This is a genomic window from Pseudomonas sp. Seg1, from assembly GCF_018326005.1.
Classification (GTDB): domain Bacteria; phylum Pseudomonadota; class Gammaproteobacteria; order Pseudomonadales; family Pseudomonadaceae; genus Aquipseudomonas.
On record NZ_AP021903.1, the window covers coordinates 5,096,610 to 5,122,487 of the forward strand.

At 59.3% G+C, this 25,878-nt stretch carries 14 protein-coding genes; 7 read left to right on the forward strand and 7 right to left on the reverse strand.

Annotated features, from left to right (window positions below):
- Window positions 1-80 precede the first annotated feature (80 nt).
- On the reverse strand, window positions 81-1,511 hold the full coding sequence (gene sbcB, locus KI231_RS22935; RefSeq protein WP_213026414.1) for an exodeoxyribonuclease I: 1,431 nt from the start codon (window positions 1,509-1,511) through the stop codon (window positions 81-83).
- A 181-nt stretch (window positions 1,512-1,692) separates the two neighbouring features.
- Here sbcB and KI231_RS22940 point away from each other — a divergent pair, with 181 nt between their 5' ends.
- Genes KI231_RS22940 through KI231_RS22965 form a run of 6 tightly spaced genes read left to right on the forward strand, consistent with a single transcriptional unit; the run spans window position 1,693 to window position 8,462 of the window.
- Window positions 1,693-2,415, forward strand: coding sequence for an RDD family protein (locus tag KI231_RS22940; RefSeq protein WP_103306439.1), 723 nt, complete (start codon window positions 1,693-1,695; stop codon window positions 2,413-2,415).
- Window positions 2,412-3,389: a stage II sporulation protein M gene (locus tag KI231_RS22945; protein ID WP_213026415.1), complete on the forward strand. Its 978-nt coding sequence runs from the start codon at window positions 2,412-2,414 to the stop codon at window positions 3,387-3,389. Before KI231_RS22940 ends, KI231_RS22945 begins: the two co-directional genes overlap by 4 nt.
- Window positions 3,376-4,923, forward strand: coding sequence for a DUF4129 domain-containing protein (locus tag KI231_RS22950; RefSeq protein WP_213026416.1), 1,548 nt, complete (start codon window positions 3,376-3,378; stop codon window positions 4,921-4,923). Before KI231_RS22945 ends, KI231_RS22950 begins: the two co-directional genes overlap by 14 nt.
- On the forward strand, window positions 4,920-6,083 hold the full coding sequence (locus KI231_RS22955) for a DUF4350 domain-containing protein (protein WP_213026417.1): 1,164 nt from the start codon (window positions 4,920-4,922) through the stop codon (window positions 6,081-6,083). Before KI231_RS22950 ends, KI231_RS22955 begins: the two co-directional genes overlap by 4 nt.
- The gene (locus KI231_RS22960; RefSeq protein ID WP_201237031.1) at window positions 6,080-7,081 is read left to right on the forward strand and encodes an AAA family ATPase; all 1,002 of its coding nucleotides are present in this window, start codon (window positions 6,080-6,082) and stop codon (window positions 7,079-7,081) included. The genes KI231_RS22955 and KI231_RS22960 overlap by 4 nt, the downstream gene beginning before the upstream one ends.
- Window positions 7,082-7,130: 49 nt before the next feature.
- Window positions 7,131-8,462 (forward strand): DUF58 domain-containing protein, encoded by a 1,332-nt coding sequence (locus tag KI231_RS22965; RefSeq protein ID WP_213026418.1) that lies wholly within the window; start codon window positions 7,131-7,133, stop codon window positions 8,460-8,462.
- A 58-nt stretch (window positions 8,463-8,520) separates the two neighbouring features.
- Here KI231_RS22965 and KI231_RS22970 read toward each other — a convergent pair whose 3' ends face one another.
- The 6 genes from KI231_RS22970 to KI231_RS22995 form a co-directional block, all read right to left on the reverse strand.
- Window positions 8,521-10,233: a hypothetical protein gene (locus KI231_RS22970; protein WP_213026419.1), complete on the reverse strand. Its 1,713-nt coding sequence runs from the start codon at window positions 10,231-10,233 to the stop codon at window positions 8,521-8,523.
- On the reverse strand, window positions 10,226-14,008 hold the full coding sequence (locus KI231_RS22975; RefSeq protein ID WP_213026420.1) for a transthyretin-like family protein: 3,783 nt from the start codon (window positions 14,006-14,008) through the stop codon (window positions 10,226-10,228). The genes KI231_RS22970 and KI231_RS22975 overlap by 8 nt, the downstream gene beginning before the upstream one ends.
- On the reverse strand, window positions 14,001-18,077 hold the full coding sequence (locus KI231_RS22980; RefSeq protein WP_213026421.1) for a Tc toxin subunit A-related protein: 4,077 nt from the start codon (window positions 18,075-18,077) through the stop codon (window positions 14,001-14,003). The genes KI231_RS22975 and KI231_RS22980 overlap by 8 nt, the downstream gene beginning before the upstream one ends.
- Before the next feature lie 70 nt (window positions 18,078-18,147).
- Window positions 18,148-21,798 carry a Tc toxin subunit A gene (locus KI231_RS22985; RefSeq protein WP_213026422.1) on the reverse strand — a complete coding sequence of 1,217 codons (3,651 nt, stop codon included), beginning with the start codon at window positions 21,796-21,798 and terminating at the stop codon, window positions 18,148-18,150.
- Between the two features lie 150 nt (window positions 21,799-21,948).
- On the reverse strand, window positions 21,949-23,721 hold the full coding sequence (locus KI231_RS22990) for a hypothetical protein (protein ID WP_213026423.1): 1,773 nt from the start codon (window positions 23,719-23,721) through the stop codon (window positions 21,949-21,951).
- Between the two features lie 113 nt (window positions 23,722-23,834).
- The gene (locus KI231_RS22995; protein WP_213026424.1) at window positions 23,835-24,725 is read right to left on the reverse strand and encodes an Ig-like domain-containing protein; all 891 of its coding nucleotides are present in this window, start codon (window positions 24,723-24,725) and stop codon (window positions 23,835-23,837) included.
- Window positions 24,726-25,497: 772 nt separating this feature from the next.
- Between KI231_RS22995 and KI231_RS23000 the strand changes: the two genes are divergently transcribed.
- Window positions 25,498-25,872: a DUF6124 family protein gene (locus KI231_RS23000; protein WP_213026425.1), complete on the forward strand. Its 375-nt coding sequence runs from the start codon at window positions 25,498-25,500 to the stop codon at window positions 25,870-25,872.
- The last annotated feature ends 6 nt before the right edge of the window (window positions 25,873-25,878 follow it).

Sequence of the window (25,878 nt, forward strand, 5' to 3'; positions counted from 1 at the left end):
AGAGCAATCCGCGAAAAAAGAAACGCCAGCGAATGCTGGCGTTTTTTTATGCCTGGGATTTAGTCCCGGCATGTTCGATTTCAAAGATTCAAACGTTTGCGTAATGCCTGGACATAATTCTGCCATTCATTAAGCACGGTTTTCTGCATCGGTGTCGCACTAAGCGCCCATTGCTCTGCGGCTTCTGTAAAAGATTGCAAGGTATTCGGTGCGCCCCATTCAGGCGCGGATAAACGCTGCTGACAAAATATTCGCCAGCGTTCCTGCTCTTCAAAACTCAACGTATCGGCAAAGTTACGCGCTCGATATCGAAAGAGTAATTCAGGCAAACGTTCGTCATCGAAAGGCCATTGCTCTTGCGCCAATTGCGCAGGATCGGCGTTTCTCACTTGCTCACATAGACGCCGGTCGCGGTCACCGATAAATCCGTCGTACAACTGTTGCTCCGGATCCTCGCTCGGGGTGAAATCTTCGCTGGCATAAATGGCCGCAACTTTATCTTTCCAAACTTGTTGTGCGTCAGTTAGTCGCAGTGTTCGCTCCTGATAAAGCGCCATGTCCAGCCCCAGTCTCTGCTGATCCGGTGCACGCAATACCGACAATGGCGCCACCACCGGACAGCGGTTGATATGAATCAGCTTGAGCGGCACTGGCAACTCACCTTCGAGCAAGTCGTCGCGGCGGGTGTAGAGGCGCTGGCGCAGCGTTTGTGCATCCAGATCAAGCAGGCCCTGCGGATCGAGGTGCAGGTCGCAGACAATCAAGGCGTTACGGTTTTTCGGGTGCCAGGCCAATGGCAACACCACCCCGACATAACTGCGTGCCGCCGAAAAGCGCCCGGAAATATGCACCAGCGGTTGCAACAGGCGAATCTGGTCCATGACCCTTTGCTTGCTGCGCAACTGGAACAGCCAGTCATACAGCTTTGGCTGCTTCTCACGGATCAACCGCGCCAGTGCAATGGTCGCACGCACATCCGACAACGCTTCGTGAGCATGCCCGTGATCGATGTTGTTGGCGGCGGTCAGGCGTTCGAGCTTGAGCGTTACCCGCCCTTCGTCATCGGTCGGCCAGACCAGACCGTCCGGGCGCAATGCATAGGCGGCACGCACCACGTCGATCAGATCCCAGCGACTGTTACCGCCCTGCCATTCGCGGGCATACGGGTCGAAGAAGTTGCGATACAAGCTGTAACGCGTCATCTCGTCATCGAAACGCAAGGTGTTGTAACCCGCACCGCAAGTGCCGGGCGCGGCCAGTTGCGCGTGGACGCGGGTCATGAAATCGGCTTCGCTCAAGCCCTTTTCAGCGAGCTGGCCCGGCGTGATACCGGTAATGGCGCAAGCGGCTGGATGCGGCAGGATGTCTTCGCTGGGCTGGCAATAGAGATTGACCGGCTCATCGATTTCGTTGAGGTCGTGGTCGGTGCGAATCCCTGCAACCTGCAGCGGGCGGTCGCTGCGGGGATTGATGCCAGTGGTTTCGTAGTCGTACCAGAAGATGGAAGTCACGGGCGGTTCCTGAACTGAAGATCGGCGAAGTCTAGGCGTTCAACCGCAGTCGCGGCCAGCCTCGCGTCATTCAAACACCTGGCGCCACATGCTGTGCAATACATAGTTATGTCGTTTTCCCCCGAGAGGCTGCTAGCATCGACCCCACTTGCACCCCGAACAGGCGAACATCAGGTAGCCCATGCTCGAGCCCACAGCGCCAAGGAAAGCACCGCTGGCCCCGCCGCTGGATACGCGGCATCAGGTCGAAACGCCGGAAGGCATCGACTTGCCGTTGCGCCCGGCCGGGCTGATGGTACGAGCCGTGGCCTTCACGATCGATCTGGGTCTGCGCGGCCTGATCATGGGTGCGCTGTTCATTGTGCTGGCGTTCCTCGGCAAGCTCGGCATGGGCCTCGGCTCGTTACTGCTGTTTGCGATCAGTTGGTGGTACATGGTGCTGTTCGAAGTCCTGCGCCAGGGACGCTCGCCGGGCAAACAATGGATGGGCCTGCGCGTGGTGCACGATGACGGCACGCCCATCGGCTGGTCGGCGTCGTTGCTGCGCAACCTGCTGCGCTTTGTCGATCTGCTGCCGTTCGGCTACTTTCTCGGCGCCATCAGTTGCCTGCAACACCCGACTTTCAAACGGCTGGGCGATATCGCCGCCGGTACGCTGGTGGTCTACAGCGAACAGCCAGTCAGCCGCCCGCAATTACCCGCCGCGGAACCCCGACGCGCACCGATTGCCCTCACCCTCAGTGAACAACGCGCCCTGCTCGGCTTTGCCGAACGTCAGGCCGAACTGACGCCGGCACGGGTAAACGAGCTGGCAGCGCTGCTGGCCCAGCCACTGCATATTTCCGCGCCCAAGGCCGTTGCTGAACTCAACGGTATCGCCCGCGGCCTGCTGGGGCCAACATGAAGCAAAGCCTTTTCGAAAATCGTCACAAGGCCGAATGGGAGCGTTTTGCACTGGCCCTTGAACGCCTCGAACGGGGCAAGGAAACCTCGCAAGTGGCCGGTTTCCCCAAAGCCTATCGACGCCTCTGCCAGCATCTGGCACTGGCGCAGGAGCGCGGCTACAGCAGTTTCCTCATCGATTCCCTGCAACAGCAGGTCTTGCGCGGCCATCAGCAGCTTTACCGGCATCGCAGTCGATTGGGCGCCAACCTGCTCAGCTTCATCCTCGCCGACTTCCCGCGACTGGTGCGCGCCGAATGGCCTTTTGTGCTGGTGGCGTGCCTGCTGTTTTTCGGCAGCCTGATTGGCGTCGGTGTGCTGGTGTATGTGTTTCCCGAGCTGGTCTACAACCTGATCCCTGCCGATCAGGTGCGTGAAATGCAAGGCATGTACGACCCGGTGGCCGGCCACCTCGGGCGCCCCGCCGATCGCGCCGCCAGTGAAGACTGGGTGATGTTCGGTTACTACGTGATGCACAACATCGGCATTGCCTTCCAGACCTTTGCCAGCGGTTTGCTGATGGGCGTGGGCAGTGCGTTTTTCCTGTTCTATAACGGTCTGGTCATCGGTGCGGTGGCCGGGCACCTGACAGAAATCGGCTTCGGTCAGACCTTCTGGTCATTCGTGATTGCCCACGGCGCCTTCGAACTGACGGCCATTGCGCTGGCCGGCGCGGCAGGCCTGGAACTGGGCTGGGCATTGATCGCGCCGGGACGCCTGAACCGCGCCGAAGCCTTGAAACGCGCCGCGCGCAAAAGCGTACTGCTGATTTGCGGGGTCATGCTGTTCCTGTTGATCGCCGCGTTTATCGAAGCTTATTGGTCATCGAAAACCAGCGTCGCCCCACTCACCAAATACCTGGTCGGCGCCACGCTGTGGGCGTTGGTGGCGAGCTATTTTCTGTTCGCCGGGAGGTCCCGTCATGCGCCTGAGTGACGCAACGGTGGTGATCCGTCCGCGCACCGCCTGGGAAGCCATGGATCTGGGCGTGCTCATGAGCCAGCAACACCGGCGCTTGTTGATGACCAGTTGGGCGATCGTCACCCTGCCGCTGTTCGTCTTGCTCAGCCTGTTGTTCTGGGATTCGCCGTCACTGGCGTTGTTTATCTTCTGGTGGCTGAAACCGGCGTACGAACGCCTGCCGCTGTACATCCTGTCCAAAGCCCTGTTCGGTGAAACGCCGACACTCAGGCAAGCCCTGCGCGAGTGGCCACGCCTGCTCAAACCGCAACTGCTGGCCAGCCTGACCTGGCGCCGGCTGAGTCTGAGCCGCAGTTTCCTGATGCCTGTGGTGCAACTTGAAGGCCTGGATGGCAGTGCACGGCAACAGCGACTGCACGTGCTGTTGCAACGCAATGCCGGCGCCGCGCAATGGCTGACCATCATTGGCATGCACCTGGAAACGGCGTTGTGGATCGGCATGATGGTGCTGTTCTACCTGCTGTTGCCGCAACAGATCGAAACGGACTGGGACTGGCAATCGTTGATCCTCGCGGCAGACCAGGACTGGCGTTGGCTGGAACACCTGACTAACGCGTTCTATGCGCTGGTGCTGGTGGTGTGGGAACCGATTTACGTGGCCTGTGGTTTCAGCCTCTATCTGAACCGGCGCACGCAACTGGAGGCGTGGGACATCGAACTGGTGTTCCGCCGTTTGCGGCAACGGCTGAACAGCAGCGTACTCGGCGTGCTGCTGGCGGTGTGCCTGCTGCTGCCGAACGTGCCCTCGGTGTGGGCCGCTGAAGCTGACAGCAGCCCGGATACGCCGCGCTTGTTGAATCAGCCGCTGACCAGCCAGGCCTCGCACGACAGTATCAAGGCTTTGCTCGAACAACCGCCGTTCAAAAACAAGGAGTCCGTCACTCGCTATCGCTTTGGCGAAGATCCGGCAACTCCGGCCAAATCCGACAAGGAGGGTGAAGCGCCGCAATGGCTGAAAACCCTGCTCGGCTGGCTCGAAGGCCGACAATTCAATACCTTGGCCACCGTCATCGAAGTGGTGCTGTGGGGCGCAGTGATTGCCGCCGTCGGCTGGTTGATCTGGCGCTATCGCGAGTTTCTGCAAGCGTTCGTCAGCCGCCGTCCGGCGCTGCCTGCGCGAGCGAAAAGACCAGTGCCGCAACAGGCCTTTGGTCTCGACCTTAACCGCGAAACCCTGCCCGAGGACATCGCCGCCCACGCCGAACAACTCTGGCAGAGTCAGCCACGCGCCGCGCTGAGCCTGCTCTATCGAGGCCTGCTCAGCCATTTGCTCCACGACTTCGATCTGACGCTCAAGGACGCCGACACGGAAAACCAGATACTGGCGCGGGTCGAACAACTTCAACGACCGGAACTGCTCGCCTTCAGCCGCATCCTGACCACTCACTGGCAGAACATGGCCTATGGACATCGCGTACCGGCGGCGCATCTGCAACAGGAACTGTGCGATGGCTGGCGCGCCCTGTTCGGTCACGGAGTCTCGCGTTGAATCGGCGCAGCCTGTGGTGGCTCGGCGGATTGCTCTTCGCGCTGCTGGCGGCGTTGAGCGTGTATCTGTTCATGGCCGCCAAGCCTTATCAGGAAGAAGTCGATCACGGCCCCTCACCCGCCGCGCAGGCCAATCCCTACCTGGCGGCAGAAATGTTTCTGCGTGAGCGCGGCATCCATGTCGACCATGCCGAAAGCCTCGCGGTGCTGCCGGATATCGATCCGCGCGGGCACACACTGTTGCTGTTCAACGACCGATCGCGGATGCCACCGCGTCAGGTCGATCAAGTGTTGAACTGGACCCGCGCCGGTGGGCGGCTGGTGTTCGTCGCCGAAGCACTGTGGGACCCGCAGACCAGACAAAGCAACGATCTGCTGCTTGATCGAGTGCAACTGCATCAGGCCCTGACCAAGGATTTGAAGGACCCGCCCGAAGGCCTGCCCCATGAACCGTATCCCGCCCTGACCAAACTGTACCTGGAAGACGAAGACGCGCCGGCCTACGCCGGCTTCGATACCGACTTTCATCTCGACGACCCGAAGAATCTTGCGCATGCCTGGGCCAACAGCGCCAAGGCCACGCACATGATGCAACTGCCCTACAGCCTCGGTTCGATCACCGTGGTCACCGATGCCGAGCTGTGGAAAACCACGGCGATTGCCCAGTACGACAACGCCTGGCTGCTCTGGTATCTAAGCGCCGACACCGACGTCACGCTGATCTACAACATCGAGCACGATAGCCTGCTGACGCTGCTCTGGCGCTACTTCCCGCAAGCCATCGTCGCCCTGCTCGCGTTAATCGGCCTGTGGTTGTGGCAGGCCAGTGTGCGCCATGGCCCACTTCAGGCGCCCGCGCCGAGTGGTCGTCGCCAGTTGCAGGAGCACCTGCGCGCCAGTGCCGATTTCATGCTGCGCCACAACGGTCAGCAGTCGCTGTTGCAGGCCCTGCAACAGGACGTGTTGCGCCGCGCCCGACGCCGGCACCCCGGCTTCGAAGAATTGAACGTTGCCGAACAATGGCTGGCGTTGTCGCGCCTGACCCGGCAACCGACCCGTGCCATCAGCCAGGCCTTGAGCCCGGTGCCGAAGCGGCGGATGTCCAGTGCCGATTTCTGCCGCCAGGTCGCCCACCTGCAAACCTTGAGGAACACGCTATGACCGAACAGATCGAGCCCGGCAGCGCCAGCCACGCCGCCCAGCAGCGCCAGCGTGCCAGTCAACTGGCGCAGGCCGTGCGCAATGAATTACACAAGGCTGTGATCGGCCAGGACGCGGTCATCGACGACGTGCTGACCGCACTGATCGCCGGTGGCCATGTGTTGCTGGAGGGTGTTCCGGGACTGGGCAAAACCCTGCTGGTGCGTGCCTTGGCGCGCTGCTTCGGCGGCGAGTTCGCACGTATTCAGTTCACCCCGGACCTGATGCCCAGCGACGTCACCGGCCACGCCGTGTACGACCTGCACACCGAGCAGTTCAAGCTGCGCAAAGGGCCGCTGTTTACCAACCTGCTGCTGGCCGACGAAATCAACCGCGCCCCGGCAAAAACCCAGGCCGCGTTGCTCGAAGCGATGCAGGAACGTCAGGTCACGCTGGAAGGCCGCGCCTTGCCGATTGCGCAGCCGTTCATGGTCCTCGCCACGCAGAACCCGATCGAGCAGGAAGGCACGTATCCACTGCCGGAAGCCGAACTCGATCGCTTCATGCTCAAGGTGCGCATGGATTATCCCGATGCCGATCAGGAGCTGAACATGGTGCGCCAGGTCAGCCGTTCGACCCGCGCCGACATGCTCGACGTGCAGCCGTTGCGCACCGTGTTGCAAGCCAAGGACGTGCAGGCGTTGCAGCGTATCGCCAGTGATTTGCCGCTGGACGATCAGGTGCTCGATTACGCCGTGCGCCTGGCGCGCAGCACCCGCACCTGGCCGGGCCTGACCTTGGGCGCCGGGCCTCGGGCCTCGATTGCGCTGGTGCGCTGCGCCCGCGCCCGGGCCTTGCTGCGCGGCGGTGAATTCGTGATTCCCGATGACATCAAGGGCTGCGCGCTGGCGGTGTTGCGCCATCGTGTGCGCATTGCGCCGGAACTGGACATTGAGGGCCTGCAAGTCGATCAGGTGCTGCAGCAGTTGCTTGATCAGATTCCGGCGCCGCGTCTATGAACGCAAAAGATCGCTACATTCGGCAGCTCCGGCAGGTGATCGTGTGGCCATGAAACCTTCACGTCTGCTGCTGATCTGGCTGATCATCCTGCTCGGCATCGGCCTTGTGCTGGGCACCTTGCAGGCATTGGCAATCGATGTCCCGGAGAGCCTGCTGTCAATCAACTGGGGATTGCTGCTGGCCCTGTTGGCGCTGGCGACGCTCGATGCGTTGCGCCTCAAGCGACTGCCGACGGTGCGGATCAAACGGCAGATGCCCGGCAGCCTCGCGCTTGGCCGCTGGGGTGAGGTGCAGCTAACCGTTGAACACGACTTCAGCGCGCCACTGAACCTGCAGATTTTCGACCATGTGCCGGACGGCCTCAGCTTCGAAAACCTGCCACTGAACGTCGAATTGCAGCCCGGCCAGATCAGCCTGATCAGCTACCGCGTGCGCCCGCTCAAACGCGGTCACTTCAGCTTCGAACACTGCGAAGTGAACCTGCCGAGCCCGCTGGGTTTATGGTCAGGTAAACGCGTGCTCAACGTGATCGACAGCACCCGCGTCTACCCGGATTTCGCTCGTCTCTACGGCGGTGAACTGCTGGCGGTGGACAACTGGCTCAGCCAGCTCGGCGTGCGCCAGCGGCAACGGCGCGGGCAAGGGTTGGAGTTTCATCAGTTGCGCGAATTTCGTGAAGGCGACAGCCTGCGCCAGATCGACTGGAAGGCCACCGCCCGCCAACGCACGCCGATTGCCCGCGAGTATCAGGACGAGCGCGATCAACAGATCATTTTCCTGCTCGACTGCGGCCGACGCATGCGCAGTCAGGATGATGAGCTGTCGCACTTCGACCATGCGCTCAATGCCTGCCTGCTGCTCAGCTACGTTGCGCTACGCCAGGGCGATGCCGTTGGACTGAGTACCTTCGCCAGTGATCAACCGCGCCACCTCGCCCCGGTCAAGGGCAGCGGCCAACTGAACGTGCTGCTCAACGCGGTATACGACCTCGACAGCACCCAGCGCCCCGCCGATTACCAAGCGGCCATCAACCAGTTACTGGCCCGGCAAAAACGCCGGGCGCTGGTGGTGTTGGTGACCAATTTGCGTGATGAGGACGATGATGAACTGCTCGGTGCCGTCAAACGTCTGAGCCAGCAACACCGAGTGCTGGTGGCGAGCCTGCGCGAAACAACACTCGACACCTTGCGCCAAGTGCCGGTGCAGACCTTGCCGGAAGCGCTGGCCTATTGCGGGACAGTCAACTACCTCAATGAACGCACGGAACTGCATGAGCGAATTGTCGCCCACGGTGTTCCGGTGATGGATGTTCGGCCCGCAGAATTGGGGGCCGAACTGGTGACGCGGTATCTGGCGCTGAAGAAGGGTGGAGGTTTGTGACTGACAAAAAACGCCTCGTTCAAGGAGGCGTTATCGATAAACCAGAGCCAAACGATGGCTAGACGTAACTTCTGTCGTATCGATTCAAAATACCAACTCCGTCAATAGTGCCGTCCGTGGAGAGTACCTCTACTTCGCCTTTATCTGTTGTGGATTGATACACGGGTGGGAGACCGGTTCTCTTAACAGTGACCTCAACAAGGGGGGCCGGCTGTTTCAAGTAGCTGGAAGTCGCACGAATTCCGAAGTAAGTCCATATAGCCCCCCACCCCATGTCGATTGTCCTTTGCCAGCGCTCAGTCGTTACCAGGTTATGCCCCAACGACATGGCTAGCGGCAAAGTGACCCCTTGATGCTCGCCGGTACTCAGCTTCAATGAAAACTCTGAGTTTTTGGTGCTTCGTTTAAAATCCAGCTCCCAAGTCAGCCATTCCCCATCAAGTGTCTGCTCCAACTCCAGCGCGGGGGTCACCACCACGCCGAGATCCTCGGCGCTTTCACCCTCCCATTCCAAAATCACGCGCCTGCCTGATAGTGGGCTGTCCGGTTTTAGCCGCAAAGATACTTTATGGACCGCACCGTGACAGGGATAGGCATCGCGTCCAAAGTTCAAGGAAAACGCGTCGAACATAAGCTCTAGCTCTTGCTGTAGATCTGTTTTTCTCCCCGGCAAAGAGGGTGACTTCAGCATCGTGGCAAATTCAGGCAGGGCAAACTGCAATTCAAATGAACCGCTTTGCCCCTGCTCGCTGGCAATCGTCCAACTCAAGGAGCTTGTTCCTTCAGCCATTTCACACGCCGTCCCCAATGGCGGATCAAACACCAGCCCCTGCCCTTCTGCTCCAGGTGCGTATTCGAGTGCAAGAAAACCAGCCGGATGACCAATCAGCCAATTGTTTTTAAAGTCGAGCGCCAGCTTGATGGTCTCTCCCGCCATTAAGTCAAGCTTGAGGTCAGTCCACTCGACTTGCTTTCCGCTCACGAGCGGTGAGAACCCTTCCAGCCAGCTGTCAATTAATCTTCCTGGCAATGACGGAGACTTCGGTACATCAGCTAACTTTGGCAGCGCAAACTGCAGTTCAAAAGGCCCCCTTCTCGCCTGCTCGCTGGTGATCGTCCAGCTCAAGCAAGTTGTTCCCTCAGTCATTTCACACGCCACCCCCAATGGCGGATCAAACACCAGCCCCTGCCCCTCTGCACCCGGCATGTAATCAAGCGCTAGAAAACCAGCCGGATCACCAATCAGAGAGCTGCCTTCATAGCTCAGCGCCAACGTGCAAGTCTCTCCCTGCATCAAGTCCAGCTTCACATCGGACCAACTGACTCGCTGCCCGTTAATCCAGGGAACGAAGCCCTCCGACCAATTTTCAATAACTCGCCCCGGCACAGGCGGCGATTCCGATATTTGCGGGTCCCGTGGAAGGGTAAATACCAGTTCAAAGGCTCCGCCAGGGCCTTCTACGGCAGAAAGAGTCCAGCTCAAGGAAAGGCTTCCCTCAGCCATTTCACACTCCACCCCCAACAGCGGATCAAAAACCAGTCCCTGCCCCTCTTCGCCCGGCTTGTAATTTAGGGCGAGAAATCCTTCCGGCGCGCCGATGTAGTAGCTGTATTCATACTCCAGCGCCAGCGTGCACTTTTCTCCCGTCATCAACACCACGCTCAGGTCATCCCAGCGCACTGGCTTGCCATTGATGAGGGGTCTGAATTCCTTCTTCCAGGTCAGAGAATCAGGCGTGGACGAATCATCCGTTTCAATTGATTTACTCATTGACTGGCACCAATTCAAATTCAAGAAATTGAACATCCCACCCCGCATACCCGCCGCGCACGGCTGCTTGCAGCCAGGTACGTCTGATACCGGCCAATCGGAACCTCACCCCGGCGTTACCGTTCTCGTCGGTGTAGGTCGAATCAAGTATTCGGTCCGGGTATTCCCATTCCACCTCGACACCCTGCAATGGCTCACCCGTCAGGGCCGACACCACGTTAACGGTCGCTGAGACCCACGCGCCCTCTGGTCCACTTGGCTGCGGGCTGGTCAGTGAATCGATTTTCCGAGGTTCATTGAGGAAAAACGGCAGTGCCACCGAGGCTGAATGCAGCTCTCCCCCCACCGACGCCGTCAGTTCAAGCGGCCCGGGTGTCGTCGGCACAAAAGCAATCTTCGCTACCCCATAAAAATTGCTGGTCGATTGCTTCACGCCAAGATCCGGGCTGCGCCAGGTCACGGTCACCCCGACCATCGGTCTGCCGCTGATCGCCGAGATCACAGTGATCTGCTCCGACACCTCTGTGCCCCAGAGCAACGTCTGATGGGCTCGCTGGCGTTCGGCGATCTTTAACGCCTGTTCACCCTGGCCCAGCGACATCGCATTCACCGGGGACAAACTGGCCAGCCGGGCGGACGAGAAGCGCAACCCAAAGCTTGCGTCCTTCAAATCGCCGGTCTTGAAGGAATAGGTCTGTCCGGCTTGAGGAAATAATCTGGGCTCCCCAAGCCTCGGCTCTTCAAAGCGAATGCCCAGTTCCGCCGGACCGGTCCCGGTCATGCCCAATGTCAGTTCCTTGTCAAACAGAACACTGCCAGCCGGCGCAGTCACATCCAGCCAGTGCTGCGTATTGCGCCGCGGGAAGAACGTCTGTGTGCCCAAGGGCTGGGGCGACTGCCTGTCGAAGCTGACCAGCACCCCCTCCCACGGATCACTTGCCAGTGCTTTAACCATCATCGGCCGAGTATCCGGGTAATCGTCATAGCGACTGATGACAGTCGCTGTGACCCGCTGCTCACCCGCGGTTTTCGGCGCAAAGTCGAAACCGCTCCAGCCATCGACAGTGGTCTGGATATCGCGTGGGCCGGTGTCGCCGGTCCAGGTCACCGGCGCCTGATCCACGGGACGTTGGGTGTAATGCGAATACACCTGAACCCACATCCAGGCAGGCGCCTGGCCAATGACCGGATCGACCGCCGCTCCCCGCCATGTCTCGATCCTGACCCGGTTATGGGCCAGCGTCATCGGCTTGGCGATCGCCTCGAATTTCAGCTGCGGTAACGCCAGGCTCAGGGCAAACTCGCCAGGCGCCGTACTGGCGGTAAAGTCCAGCGTCCAATTCGCGCCACCGTCGCTCAGCACCTGTGGGCGATCCAGCGTGGGCTCAACCGTCGCCCCCAATGAGTCGGCCGGAGCGCCCGACCATTTCAGTGATGCGTCCAGCCCCACCAGCGGACTCAATGCATTGGGTAAAACCTTGAAACGGTGAACAGCCCCCAGGCACGGATACAGGTTTCGGGCATCCAGCGACGCGTGAATCTGATCGAGCATCAGCGCCACTTCTTCCGTCAAATCCTCGGACAGCAGGCGTCCCGACAGTTCTCGCACGCTGGCCAGGCCGGCCAGACGCAGCTCCAGTTCAAACAAGCCGCTACTGCCGTGGTCTTTGTTCGAGACGAGTTTCCACTCCACCCCGCCCGCCAGCAGAGCTTTCGGCGTTGTCAGGTCTTCGGGCGTTAATCCAATGGCCGGATCGTTTCCGCGCCAATGCAGGCTGATGTTGCGTCCGATCCAGGCACTGCCAGCCCTCGGCACGACTGTCAGCGTATGGGTCTGCCCACGTCGACAGAGCATCCCCAGCGGACTCTCCACCTTTACTGCGTCCAGGCGGATTTCGACTTCACCTTTCCATGGGCTCGTGGCAACGGGTTTGACCGTAAAATCCTGTTGCACAGCTGTATCGTCCGGGTGCGCCTTGAGATAGGCCGTGACGGTCTTGTCCCCTGTGCTTTTGGGCGTATACAGCAAACTGGTCCAACCGCCCGCACCCGTCACGTCCTGCACAGCGTCACCGTCGGGGGTCACCCATTCGACCAGCGCATTGCTGACGGGATCACCATCGCCTGCGGTCAGATAATGGACCGCCTGCACCCGCAGCAGCACGCTTTCCTCTTCGTCGATTACCGGAAATTTGTTGGCCTCACGGACCTCACCCACCCGGAGCCGATTGCGCGCCAGCGACATGGGTTTGCCCGGTGATGGCAGCAACAGTTTCGAGCACTGCAGGGTCAGTTCGAAACGACCGTCGAGCCGATCCTCGCTGGTCAGCGTCCAGAGCACATCGCCCCCGTCGAATGGCAGCGGGTCCTCGAGCGGCGGATTGACCGTGACCCCCAACTGCTCATGCCCGACACCGCTCCAGTGCAGCGAAAACTCCGTTCCCCGCAAGGGACTATCGGCCGGCAAGCGCACGATGACGGGATGGTTGCTGCCCCGATTGGGGTAGCCAGTCGCCTCCCATGCTGTTTCTTGCGTTCCGACAACGGCCCGCAGAGCCTTCCACGGATCGGTCGCCAACACCTTCACGGCAAAATCGCACGTCACTTGGCCTGAAGCGTAATAAGGGCTGTCGACCGAAGCCGTGATGACAACATCACCCGCCGTCTTCGGCTCGAAATCAAAGAAAACCCAGCCTTGCTCATCAGTGACACCCGCGCCAATCACACCTTGCCCGGCACTCGTCCAGTTCACCGTCCGGGCATCCAGCGCCTGTCTGGTGTAATGGGAAACGACCTGCACACCCAGCCGCACACTCTGCGCATATTCAAGAACGGGGTAAAAGGTCGCTTTCTGCTCGTCGCCAAACGCCAGACGGTGATGCCCCAACGACACGTCAATCGGATAAGGCTCAGCGTCATACTGGTTGAACAGGATGATCGAGAACTCGTAGGTCTTGTCTTCCGCCATCCACGGGCAGTCGAGCGACCATGGCAATGTCAGCGCCTGATCGACGCCCCAATCTGGCGCGGCCTTGACCGCTTCCATCGGATTGCCGGGACTGGTCAAGGCCATCTTTGTCCCCTGCCAGGCATTGCCATCGCCCGGTTCAAACGACAGATAGTGCTGCATGTCGAGCGGGTCATCCATCCCGTTGCCCAGGGCTGCGCCCAGACACAGGTACAACGTGCGATCCGGCGCCAGGTCTTGCTCATCCAGGCGCATAGTCTGGAGTTTCAGTGGCTCCAGTTTCAGTTGCAGGTCGATCCGGGTGATAAGCACGGACGAGCGCCTGTCTGATGGATTATTCGGTACCCCGCGAACCTCGAAAGTCAGTGTGTCGTCACTATCGAAGCTCAGTTGATCCAATGACTCCCGATAGCGGATCGGTTTGAACTCCAGCGGCTGCCCTGCCGCCAGGCGAGCTTGATCTTGCTCAAGGCTGCGTGAATCGCCGGCCTTGAGCTCAATGCTCATCAACACTTCGCTACCGCCAAGAATGCACAACCAGCCTGAATCGCCCGACCACTCAACCCCAGGGCGCAGCTCGCAGAGAAACGTCAATTCGTAACTGGCGCTCGCGTCGGCTTTTTTAGGGGCGATTACATCCTGTTTAGCCGAGGCGCCGACGCCGACATTCATAAAAGGGATTAAGAAATTCTCATACAACTCCTTCTGTATTCCCACTTTCCCTTTGTCAATCCAGTGGTTAAGCAGATCGTTGAAATCACCATTGCGCAGCAGGCTTTCTTTCGCCTGGATGACCGGCTCACTCATGACTGCCCACTCCTTCGACCTGCTGGTTCAGCCTGGCGTTTTCAGCCTGAGTGACCAGGTCTTCAACCTTTTGCACAAACGGCGGTTCGCCAGCCTTGGCGGTATAGCGGATGCGCAGGATGCAGTCGGTCATCGATTCAAGCAGCGCGGTTTGCTGCGGCTTTTTGAACCACGGGAAAGACAATTTCCAACTGGAGATCGCGCCGGTGTTTTCGAACGGGTTGAGCAGGCCTTCATCGGGTTTCATGGCCGTCAGGCCGTTGTCGGCCAGCCCGATCGACAATGCAATCTGCTGAGCGGCGCGCAGGTTGATCACCACATCCGAAGGCGCCCCGAGCCCGGGATTGTGCAGGTACTCGACCGATTGTGTGGTGGGCCGGGTCGCCGTCATGCTGCTGATCTGGAGCAAGGTCGCCCGTACATTCTCGAACGGCCCGGTCAAAACCGGCAGATCGACCTCCACCGAACTGATCTGCCGGCAGAAATGCCCCGGATGATCACGATCAAACAGCAGTTGGGTCAGTTTGAACTCCAGCGTGCCGGTCTTTTGCAACTGATCCAGTGCATCGGCCCAACTATCGATCCCGACCTGACCTTCAACCTTGTCGTCGAACAACTGCCGCAGGGAGATGGTTTTCACCAGTTCCAGCCGGCGTTCGTGGCGTTGCAGGTATTCACGTTCCAGCCGAAGCAGATGCCCACGTAATTGATCACCGGCGGTCAGGCCATGACGGTGGTCGAGCCAGACCTGCGGCAACGCGATCTGCGCATCGTAATCACCGGTTTCGGCGGCCAGCGAAGCCTGGGCACTGAGGCACAGGCTGATCACCGCATCGTAGGCCTGATAGTGCAATGCCTTGAGCTGGCCGAGCATCCAGCCGAACAACTCGGCATTGCTCGCACGTTTTTTCAGGTAGTTGTAAACCGTCAGCGCCTGAGTATTGGCCCTGAGGGTTTGCGCCAGATTGGACCGGGCAGCGGTGACCGCGTGATTCTGCGCAGCGATCTGCGCATCCATGGCCCGCACCTCGGCCAGCGCCTGATCACGTTGCAACGCCCAGTCACTGCGGCGACGACGGTAACCTTCCGTGGTGCTCTGTCGGTCGGCATCGATTTGCTGCAGTGACGAGGCGATTTCCAGACCGAATATCACCGCGTCCGCCAGTTTCTCGAGCCGATGCCCGCCGTTGGAAAAGCCCAAAATATTCGGCAACGAGGCCAGCACCGCGCCCGCCGGTTTGATCGACCTGGCCACCAGAGAGAACACCTTGGACTGATGCAGGCTGTCCATGACCTGATATTCGATCGTCGAAACGTTTTCGTCATAGCGTTTTGCGTAAGCATCGGCGCGCTCCTGCGCCACCGAGCGACTTTGCCGCAACGCCGTCACACTCGCTTCCAACTGAGCGATGGACTGCTCCTGCACCGTCTCGGCGTAGCTGCCCAGTTCCACCATATGGTTTTGCTGCAACTCTTCCTGCTCGGCACGATCGCGCCGTTCAAGCAGGCTCAGCACCTGAGTGCCGTTATCCTGCAACGCTTGCACCGCGCGCAACGCGACCTCGAACATCACTCGCCAGCGGAAAGCATTGATCACCAGCCGCCCGCCCATCGGCCTCGGCCCGGCCACGCCACCGGAAGCCAAGTCACGCAGCAATTGATTGGGGTCCGTAGGCGGGCTGAACAGCGGAATGTCCAGCGGTTTGCCGTCGAGGGTGAGATTGTTGCGCAGGTTATGCAGGCGTTGATCCGGCGCTGCAAACAAGTCGAGCAACGACTGATTGATCGGAATTTCAAACGGCCCGCACGCCAGCAGCCCCAGCATTGGTGCGGCGTCGGAGGCGACCGGGAAATCCGCCAGGCTGAACTTCAGGTTTTTTTCAAACTGCTCGAGCTTCGGTCGGGTGCTGCTTTTTTCCAGAAGGTCTTGAACCTTCTCGGGTTGCCAGCGAGTACCGGTGTTGGCCGTAGGTGCCTTGCCCATCAAAAAACCGGCCTGGACGTAGCACAGCTTGGCGGCCACCAGGCTGTCACGGGTCAGCTGTCGGTAATACCAGTCGCCCCAAGCCATCAGGTTTTTCACGTAGTCGGTGAACACCAGGATCTGGAAGTGCGCGGGCGCCGCGTAACCGATGGCATCCGGGTCCGTGGGGTTCTGCGTTTCACAACCAGGGTCGCCCGTTTCCTTGACGATATTCAGGGGCCGGCAGCGCCAGTACTTCGGCTTGGGATTGGGCAGAGGCGAGGTGGGTGGATCAGCAGGTGCCTGCGGATCGAACAGGTAATGCAGCCAGTTCTGTGCCTCCGGGAAGCGCTCTTCGTCGCGCAGGCGTGTGGCCATCAAATGTGGCAGGTGGAAAAAGATCTCCCAGAAGAACAGACCGTTGGCACCGTTGAAGGCACCACTGGGCTCATTGATCACTTGGCCGGTCGGCGGCGGCTCCGGGATGAACTGAGTGTCCCAGTCCAGCACACTCGCCACGGAATAGTTCGAGCGCTGCACCAGCTCGGGGCCAAACAACGAATTGAGCCGGGTGTATTTCAACGCCAGTCCAGTCTGGTTGAAAGACAGAAACTGTGCGGCATCAACGGTGTTTTTCACCAGGCTGGGCGGGACGAAATCCGTAAGGTTGACAATCGTCAGGTCAAACAGACTTCTTTGCGTCTCCGGTGAGGTTATTACGGGGCCCAGTGAGAATATAGTCGGATTGGGCCATGAGCCTTTATCTCGCTCGCCTACCCAAGGTCCGATGTTCCAGTCACCCGCGAGAGACAGGTTTTTGGCCTCAACCACGTTTTCATCGTCAAAAGCCAATCCCAGACGTATGTCTGCGGTACCGCGATGTCCCGTGGGCCAGCAATAACCTTTGACCGTCAGCTTATCCTTGTCCCCTACCCGCAACGCCGTGACGTCCAGTTCCAGATACGGCGCTATCACCCCCTCTGCTGGATGGGGAACAACCGTCACCTCAGGGAGCAATGGATGTTGAACCGTTTCATTGCTGACAAACCGGTCGAGTGCTGCATCCAGCCAGAACCCGGAATCGCGCTGTACGGGGCGCATCAGCACGTCGTAGACCGCATGTACCCTCAACGGGTCTCCAGCCGTAGCCTTGCCCGACACCAGAATGCCCAGCTTGCCCTTGGGGTGAAGAGTGTCGACTTGCACGCTCGCGATCAACCGGGTGCCCGGCGGAAGCTCATGCTCAAGGTCCTTGATAGACACCGTCAGCGGTGCCAGCCACTGGCCGTTTTGCATCATGAGCGCCAGCTTGACGGTCAGTTTGTTGGGAATGTACTCACCCGGCTCCTTGCCGGCAACCTTGTCTTGCCATTCAGTCCAGACCAGACACAAGCGGCCATTCCAGACCACCGGGCGGATGTTCGGCACCTTGTCAGCGATGGGAACTTCAATGGCTTGCCATTCGCTCCACGCAGCCGGATTGACCGCCACACTGTCAGGGCCGAGTTCAATATCCGCCGAGCGCCAGAAGTACTGAAAAGGCTGCACCCGTTGACGCCCGACAAAATAGTATTTGGCGTTGGCAGGCGTCGTGCCGTCCATGTAGCAACTGATCACCTCAAGGTCGCAGGTCTGCTCGAAGGCTTGCAGATACTCTTGCAGCGCGGTCTGCACGGAATCGTTGTTCAGACGCGCCTGATTGAGGTTGTTTTCCAGGTTCTTGAACAGGCTGGTCTTGCGTTGACGCACAAAGGGATTGATGAAGTTTTCCGGGTAGCACGAAATCAGCTGCACCGCGGCCCAATCGGGGTAGTTGCTGTAGAGCGCCCACGCGGCAAGATCGTCCGGGTCGAACTCGTGCGAATCAAGGCCCGGCTCAAGCTTGCGATACGCCGCATGAATGAATTGCTGCGTACAGCTGATCGCTTCGGCCACCCGGGAACTCTGCACCTGATAGCTGTCCAGCGGATCCATGCGCAGCAGTTCGAACAGATCGGCCGGTGTTTTCAGAAAAGTGTATTTCTCACTGCCTGCTTTGCCGATGCAGTATTCCAGCAGCGCCGAACGACGCTTTTCCAGCAGCCCGCCAATATTATTCAATGCCATGATCCTGCTCCTTGGGGTAGGCCCCGGGGACACGCGGTCGCCAAGAGATACCGTTGACCGCGATATCTGCTCATTCGAAGGTGATGGGCTTGACGAAGACGGTTTCACTTTCGCCAGACTGGGTTCTGACGCTGAAAACAAAGGTGCCCCCCGTTTCGCTCGACACAAAGACCCGGGTCAGCCCCTGCTTGTCGGTGAACCCCTGCCTTGGCCGGATAGTCGCGCTGGTGAATATCCCGGGTTCGTAGGACTCGAATTCCCACTCCACGAGCGAGTTTTTCCCAAGGTTGCCGTAGGCGTCCTCAAGCAGCGCATAGAGCTCGACTTCCTGGCCTTTTGGCACAATCCCCAACGGCGTTGGCGACAATTCTGCTGGTGGAAAATTCAGGGTACTGGACTCGGCGACGATATCGATGGACGGCGCGTACTCAGGCTCAAACAGATCCAGCCAGTACACGGGCGTGTCCGTGCCCATGATCGCTCCCGGAGTGAACGTGGCCAGCAGCGTACCGTTCACCTCGGTAGCGCCCGTTTCGATGTTGCCCAAGGCCGCTTGCCAGTAAACGTTGACGCCGCTCAACGGCTTCCCCTCGGCATCGATGAGCGTCACCTTAAAGGTGACTTTCTCTCCACGCTTTCTGGCCACCACCGTGGAAGAACCCTCTACGGTGCACGTGGTCTTGACCAGCGCCTTGAGATCACCCGGCACGTGCACCATGGATGCGCGTGAACGTTGCTCACCCAGCAGGACGAGTTCGGCGGCATCGGCATAGGCTCTTTTGTCGCCGCTCTCGGGCAAACTGCCGACCAGAAAAATCGTCAACGCGTCCATGCCGGTTTCAGCCGATAGCACACGAACGCGCATCAACAGATCGAGTTGACTGAGGTTCTTCAATATCTTGAGGTCGGTGGTGTCGATGCGGCTGACGCACTCGCGCACTTCCTGCACACTCCAGCCAAAAAAATCGGCCAGTTTGATAGCGGCGGCCTGTTGCGCCAGCCTCCGCGCATCACCCGTGACAGTGGGCAATGCATTGACCTGACGCAGATAATCCAACAGCTTTTGCGCCGGTTGCTCGCTTAAGTCGAATGCCCGGGTCAACGTTGTCAGGTAATACAGTGTGCGCACCGACAACTCATGTTTGTCGGCCTGATCAAACCAGGCCAAGTGGCCATATTCCAGATAGTCCAGCAATAGCGTGGCGCTCAAGTCCAGCGTCACTACGACCTCGCTGCGCCGTCGTACTTCAGCCAGCAGATCAAGCAGCGGGCTGGCGTTGCGGCTGGCTGGTCGGCGCGATGCCTCGGCGCTCACGTCGTAATGCTCAAGCACTTCTTGCAACAGGTAATGGACCGTGGCATCGGCCCAACTCAGAACGGGTATGGCCAGTTCCACAGCGATACCGGCATAAACGGCCAGCGTCTCTTTGACCAGCGACGCCTGAGCGTCCCGCACCTGCAAAACCACACCTGACATGGTTTCGATGATGGACTGGCGCAATGGCACATCGATCGCCCCCAAGCCGGCTTCGACGGCCCAAGTGACTTTTTCACGAACAACAGCCGAGTAATGCTCCGCTGTCCCGTCAAAGGGTAAAAGCAGGCCATCGGCATCGACAATCGGACCCAGACCGTCCGCGCCGGTCGCCAGGAAATCCAGCCAGTCAGCGGCGCCGGCCGGCGGCACACCCGCCATCAGAAAAGTGCTGTTGGATAACAGCGCGGTCGGCAACAAGTTGCGAATCTGTTCAAAAAACTGCAGATCCTGCTCGGACGGCTCCAGTGCCGGTTGCGCTGCGACCACGTGTTGCAACGTCCACAAAATCGACGGATTGTTTTGCGTCGACCACTGTTCACCGCTGCGCATGGCTTCGATCAGTTCCAGCACATCCGGAGCGCTGCCCGGCACGGTGTGGATAAGTGGAATGCCTGCCAGGCCGTTGACCCATGCATCCCCGCCGAGTACCGACAGCATCAGCACACCTTCAACCGGTGTGATGCTGAGCAACCGCGGCAGTCTGACCAAACGGTAAAAGCTTGAGATGATCGCCGGACTGCGCCTCAGCGTGTCGGTCAATCCATGAGCCCTGGCCACCGTGGTTGCCAGATAAAAATACGTCTGCAGGTCGATCGCCAGACCGCTGCACAGTTGGCTGATCGTCAAATCGACCTGGCCCGGCGCCGGTAACAGGGGAAACGGACCATTGTCGAGCACCAGCGGTTGAAGATAACCGTTCTGACCGTTGAAGATCTGGTCGAACTGCGAGAGCGCTTCGCCGCGACCGTACAGTGACAGTTCACCGATAAACACGGCAAAGTCAGCGGCGGTGCAGCCATAGCGCTCGTTCAGGGTCTGAAACAGCCCGAAGGCGTGAACTACGCCGTCCGAGATAATCATCTCGCTCCCATCGGGAGGTGCATTGCCACGCTCTACAGCCCTGATGGCCGCCACCAGCAACGCATCGACCTGGTCGTAAGGCAATCCCGTCCAGTTGGCCAGACGCACCATCCGGTTCATCCGGTCGTAGTGATTGAAACCGGAGACTGTGTCGGGGTTTGCCGTCAGTCGATGGCGGTCCTGGCCATCGTCGTAAATACCCAACGCCGGTGCGGTGTTGTTGTTGATGTAGACCGAGCCCGAACGCTCGCTTTCACGCGCATCTGGCTCCTCCGGAATGTTGCCGGGGTAGGTTTGCACATTGGGCGAGCGCACCGGAGCAAAATCGCGAATCGACAACAAGGCTTCGATTTGTGTGCTGCCCAACTTTGTGCGTTCGCCGAAAAAAGCGACCTGATTCAGATTGCCGTACTTATTGTTGGCATCATCCGTGCCGAAGTTACGGGCGTAAAAACCTTCGCGACCTTCTTCATAATCCACCCGTTCCTCAGTCAGCAATTGCCGCTGATAAGGGCCGAGCCTTGAAGCCTTGGCGAAGCCGCGACCGGTATTGGCGCCACGGGCATTGGCTTGCAGAAAATAGGGGTACGCCAGGTCAACTTTGTGCTCGAAGTCCCCGACCGAAAGACCGTGCAACTGCACAACGCCGTCAATCGTGACCCAGTGCTGGTAATACGGCAGGCCATTGGGGTAGCGGGCTTCGATCAAGCCATCCTCGATCGACGTCTCTTGCAGGTTCCTGGTGATGAACGCCTCCAGCACCGCAATGATGATGTCCACCGACGATATCGACTGATACACCGCGTTGAAGTCGACCTGCAGGGGCAGCAGATCCATACGGCGCTCATGCAGTTCGTATTTTTTCTCGCGCCCTGGAATAGACTCGATGCGGTCGCGAATCCAGCGCAACAGTTCGATCAGGTAGGCCACCGGCGACAAGATCGACTCCAGCGCATCCACCGGGCACAACGCGGCAAAATCAGTGCCGATCAGATTGTGATAATCGGGGCCTTCAACCATCGACAACAAGCCGCTCGAAGGGCGTGCTGCGGCCGTTTTGTCGCCCGTCAGGGTCTGCTCGATAAACTGGCGACGCACATACGTGGCCATGCTGTTGGCCCTGCGCAAAAACCGCTTTGCGTCATCCGGGCGCAATTCAAGCTCCCTGATCAGGCCCTGAACGCCCTTCTCCACCAGAGGAAAAATCGACCCCTCCTGCTCAAGGTAGGACTGCAGGTTTTTCAGCCCGGTGTCTTGTACGTGTTGGCCCTCACCAAACAACTGAGCGAACAGTTGCAGGGCGGGACGACGCGAATCAGCCATGATCAGGTTCCTTGAGTCGACAACTGGCCCGAACAGCCTGGCGTCTTCGCCAGGCTGTGCTTTCAGTGAGTACGATTTGGCGCTTGGACGCGGTTCGCGTCTACTGTCAGATCTGACAGGTTTTAAGACCGTTCGTCGGGAAACGCAGACTCAGGTATCTACCGAAGGCGGCCGCGCAGGCTCGACTTCAAAGCGTTGGCTGTCGACCCAATCGGAAACCGTCGCGCCGTCCGCACCGTCAGTGATGTCCTGCTGGAATCGGTACCAGTTGCCCGCGCCCGGCAAGGACTGCGTCGACTCACCGGACCATTTGTCACTGGCGATGGGCACCTCCGGCACCCACTTCACATCCGGGTTGTACCAGCTCACCACCTTGCCCATGCCCTTACGGCCGCGGCCGGCAAACTGCAGCGGATGACTGACCCAGCGACCCGCCGCCGGCTCGTCGAGGGTGGGCAGATAAGTCCCCAGCACGACGGGGCGCGTTGCGGCGAGCGAGGCAAACTCACCCAACGATGCCACCGCTTCAAGGGTGCGCCGCCCACCCACGAGTGAGCTGAAATCCCGCGTCACCGACCAGGTGCGATCCTCCAGCACGCGTGTATTGGCCTGTATCGAACGCCCGCCGGCGGCCACTGTCACCGTGACACTGTCGCCCGGCACACCGAAGCCTGACACCACCGTCGACCGCCCGATGTGGCCGTCCGCGACCGGCGTCTCGATAAACGGCGCGGCCGGGACGACGTCATAGTTCAACAACGCGGTAATGTCCGATTCCCGCAACTTGCCACCTTCATCCATAAACGTTTGCCGCGCCCAGATGGTTTTGCTGCCCACTGGCAACGTGACGTCGACTTGCCACTCGCCGTTCCCGCCCACCGCGATGTCCGTGAGCCAAGGCCCGGGGCGCCCCTCCAGAAAGACCTCGACGCGCCCGTTCACCATGCCCTTCCCCATAAGCGTCGCCGTGCGGGGCAGCTTGCCTTCGGGGGTTGGCTGGGTAATTTCCGGGGGTAACAGCACCACTTCAAAACTGTGCCGGTCACTGGGCTCCGAAGGCCGGCCCTTGAGGGTTTGCCGGGCATCGATGGTGTAGATCGCAAAATCCAGTTGGCTCAGGTCAATCGACCAGACGCCGTCCTGACTCAGTACTTTGGGCGCACCGAGAGGACGGTCGAAACGGACATCTCGCAACTGCAGCGTCGCGCCCGCCATTCCGTTTTCGCCCCCGACAGTGACCACACGACCGACTTTCGAATCGGCATCCGGCTTGGTGATTGTCGGTTTGAGCATGACCACGAGCACCGTGAAGGTCTTGCTCGCTTTTTCTGATGTTTGCTTGCCAACGACCTGAAAGACCTCGACGGTATGCAATATATCCGGAGCGAATTCCTTGGCTCGCTGGAAAGCCCAGTTGCCGTTCGAGACGGTTGCCAGATGCTCTTCGAGGCTGTCGCTGAATTTGACCTTCACCACCGCTCCCGGCCAGCACGTGCCGTTGAGCCTGGGTGAAAGGCCATCCTCAACCGGGTCGTTCAGGCCGGGGGCCAAGGGGGGGATAGTGACGGTGTGATTAATGCCCTTGGTGGTCTGTGCATCCTTTGATTGCCTGATCAGAAGGACGCGCTCAAACGTCGGGCCCCATTCCGTCGGTGCCGTGCTTGTCCATAGGGTATTCCTCACAACAACGTCGGGCAGGTCTGTGATGCTCCCATCACTGTTCAACAGCTTGACCGTGGCGCCGTCCATGCCTGTGCCGCTGATGGTTGGTTTATAGCTGGAGGTGGAGATCACCTTGCTGACTTCAGGCAGAACTTTACTGAAGCCGGGTCTTATGGGTGCCGAAGGGATCCAGCCGCTTGCGCCGTCGTCAACTTTTTGAATGATGCTGAGCGAGTAAATGCCGAAAGGCCAGTTGGGCACCGTGACCTCCCACTTGCCATCCACCACTGGAACAGAAGGTATCGCAGGTGCATCAGGCCCACTGACACGAGTGATCTCGACTGTTGCCCCCGAGTATCCGCTCCCCGCAAATTTTATCGAGCCGTCAAGGGGGTGTTTATTGAGACATTCGAGACCGGCGCGGGGCGGACTTTGAATGCTCGCGCATCAGTTCTGCCGGAGTGCTCGTCGACGCCAGCAACAAACTGTTCTGCCTTCAGACTCAGAGGACCCGGCGTCATGTCCGGGACAGTGACACGCCATGCATCTGTGCCCCCTATAACCGGGCCGGTGGCAACAACACTGTGCCCCAACGTATCGAGCAGAATCTCGACAGTAGCCCCACGCATGCCTTTTAAACCTTCAATTGTGAAGGTTGTATCCACCACTGCGCCTGCAGCAGGGTAAAGAATCAAGGGGGGATGAATGACATTAAGCCATATCGCATCGGACTCAACGTCAATGCCCCCCATTTGCGCTTTGACAAGCAGCCGAACCCGACCTTCTGGCAAATAATCATTTGGCGGTCTGTACCAATTACCATTGCTAACGTTAGCTTGGCCGTATTGCTTGGTTCCGCCCGGTTCAGTACTGAAAAGAGTGACGCTTGAACCGTCCAGAGCATTACCCCGAAATAACGGCGTTTTTCCCACAATCGCTTCGTTAGCGGGAAGCTCAATCTGCGGGGTCAAAACCCGCACCGTTACAGTTTCCGAAACAGCACTACTCACGTCCTGATGCCAAAAAACGAAGAGGCTCAGAGTTCTCGGTTGTCCTGAAGTCGAGATCTGTATTGAAAATCTGCCGGCGCCATCAGCGGTCCCTTCACCAATAGGTTGATGATCCTGGCGCTCACACACCACCTTCGAAAAAGGTGCACAACCACTCCCCGTGAGCTGGAATGTGCGCCCGACGACCTGGTTGGCATGTTTCGGGTCGATGACGGGGGCAGAGGTGTTATAAACCGTCCACACTGCGGTATACATATAAGAGCCCGGATACATCTCCCATTGCAGAACCCGAAATTGGTTTCTCCCGGGGGCAGGGGATTTCTGAACGTCAGTTCAAATAGCCCATCTCCTTTCATTTGCCGCTCATCACTCAAGTCTGTTTCTACGTAGGCCCCGATAATTTTTACGTTGCGTCCCGCATGACCACCGCCAGTGACCTTGACGGGGTTTCTCACGCTCTCACCGTAGGAAGGTGTAAGGATATAAGGCGGTGAGTCGAGGGTTTCGGCATCATCGGATGCACCCTCTACAGGCTCTTCCTCAAAGGTCGCCATGGTCAGTTCCTTCTGGTGGGTGGGGGCGGGATGGCTTGCCGGAAGCCTTTAAATACGCCCCCGCACCTGCGCTACGCACCTGTAAAATCTGACAGTCCCGACGAACGGTCGCGTACGAAAAAAGCCGTTTTGCCCCCACCGGCAACGTCCTCATCCGCAGGCTACGCCGGGTTGCGCCTTTGCCTACACATCCCTCAGAATCCGCCGGCTTGTGCGCTTTGCCGATGCCCCGTAACTTGATCCGTGCCGCTGCCAATCAGTGGTCGGGTTTAGTCGCCCGGTAGGTATACGAAGGTGCATAAGCGTCATCAAGTCGGGTATTCCCTATCCCCGCACTCGATGGTGGCTGTGCGCAGGGCGCCCTCGGGCGCGCCGGTTTTTTCGTATTCCTCCCGGTCGACTAACCTGCGTCCAGCCGCCACCCCCTCGTTTAGTCGCGAGACGATGGCAGCCCCATTAAAAGGAAATACGACATGTGCAAAGAGACGCCAAATCCCCCCGAAACCGACGACTCGGTTTCCCCCTACAAATCAGCCCAATCGAAAAAACTCCACGAGGCCGCCGAAAAAGCTCTCGACCACTACCTCAAGCCCACCGCATCAACCTCCCGCAATTCCGTGGATCGCGGCATGCAGATGTTCATGATCGCCCCCGACCTCAACCGCGAAGCTGTGGCCATTCAGACGTACGAAACGTTTTCCTCGGTGAGCATTCTGTTGCTGGATCTGGCGGACAGCCTGGACGACAAGCCGCGACATCTGGCGATGGCGATTTATCAATTGAGCGAGATGGGTTTGTTGCTGGCGGAGCAGGCGCTGGATAACGAGCGGGCGATTGCCGTGACCTGATCGTCA

Coding starts and splice junctions, on each gene's coding strand:
- KI231_RS22940 (WP_103306439.1), top strand. CDS start 1,693: ATGCTCGAGCCCACAGCGCCAAGGAAAGCACCGCTGGCCCCGCCGCTG.
- KI231_RS22945 (WP_213026415.1), top strand. CDS start 2,412: ATGAAGCAAAGCCTTTTCGAAAATCGTCACAAGGCCGAATGGGAGCGT.
- KI231_RS22950 (WP_213026416.1), top strand. CDS start 3,376: ATGCGCCTGAGTGACGCAACGGTGGTGATCCGTCCGCGCACCGCCTGG.
- KI231_RS22960 (WP_201237031.1), top strand. CDS start 6,080: ATGACCGAACAGATCGAGCCCGGCAGCGCCAGCCACGCCGCCCAGCAG.
- KI231_RS22965 (WP_213026418.1), top strand. CDS start 7,131: ATGAAACCTTCACGTCTGCTGCTGATCTGGCTGATCATCCTGCTCGGC.
- KI231_RS22970 (WP_213026419.1), bottom strand. CDS start 10,233: ATGAGTAAATCAATTGAAACGGATGATTCGTCCACGCCTGATTCTCTG.
- KI231_RS22975 (WP_213026420.1), bottom strand. CDS start 14,008: ATGAGTGAGCCGGTCATCCAGGCGAAAGAAAGCCTGCTGCGCAATGGT.
- KI231_RS22980 (WP_213026421.1), bottom strand. CDS start 18,077: ATGGCATTGAATAATATTGGCGGGCTGCTGGAAAAGCGTCGTTCGGCG.
- KI231_RS22985 (WP_213026422.1), bottom strand. CDS start 21,798: ATGGCTGATTCGCGTCGTCCCGCCCTGCAACTGTTCGCTCAGTTGTTT.
- KI231_RS22995 (WP_213026424.1), bottom strand. CDS start 24,725: ATGTATACCGCAGTGTGGACGGTTTATAACACCTCTGCCCCCGTCATC.
- KI231_RS23000 (WP_213026425.1), top strand. CDS start 25,498: ATGTGCAAAGAGACGCCAAATCCCCCCGAAACCGACGACTCGGTTTCC.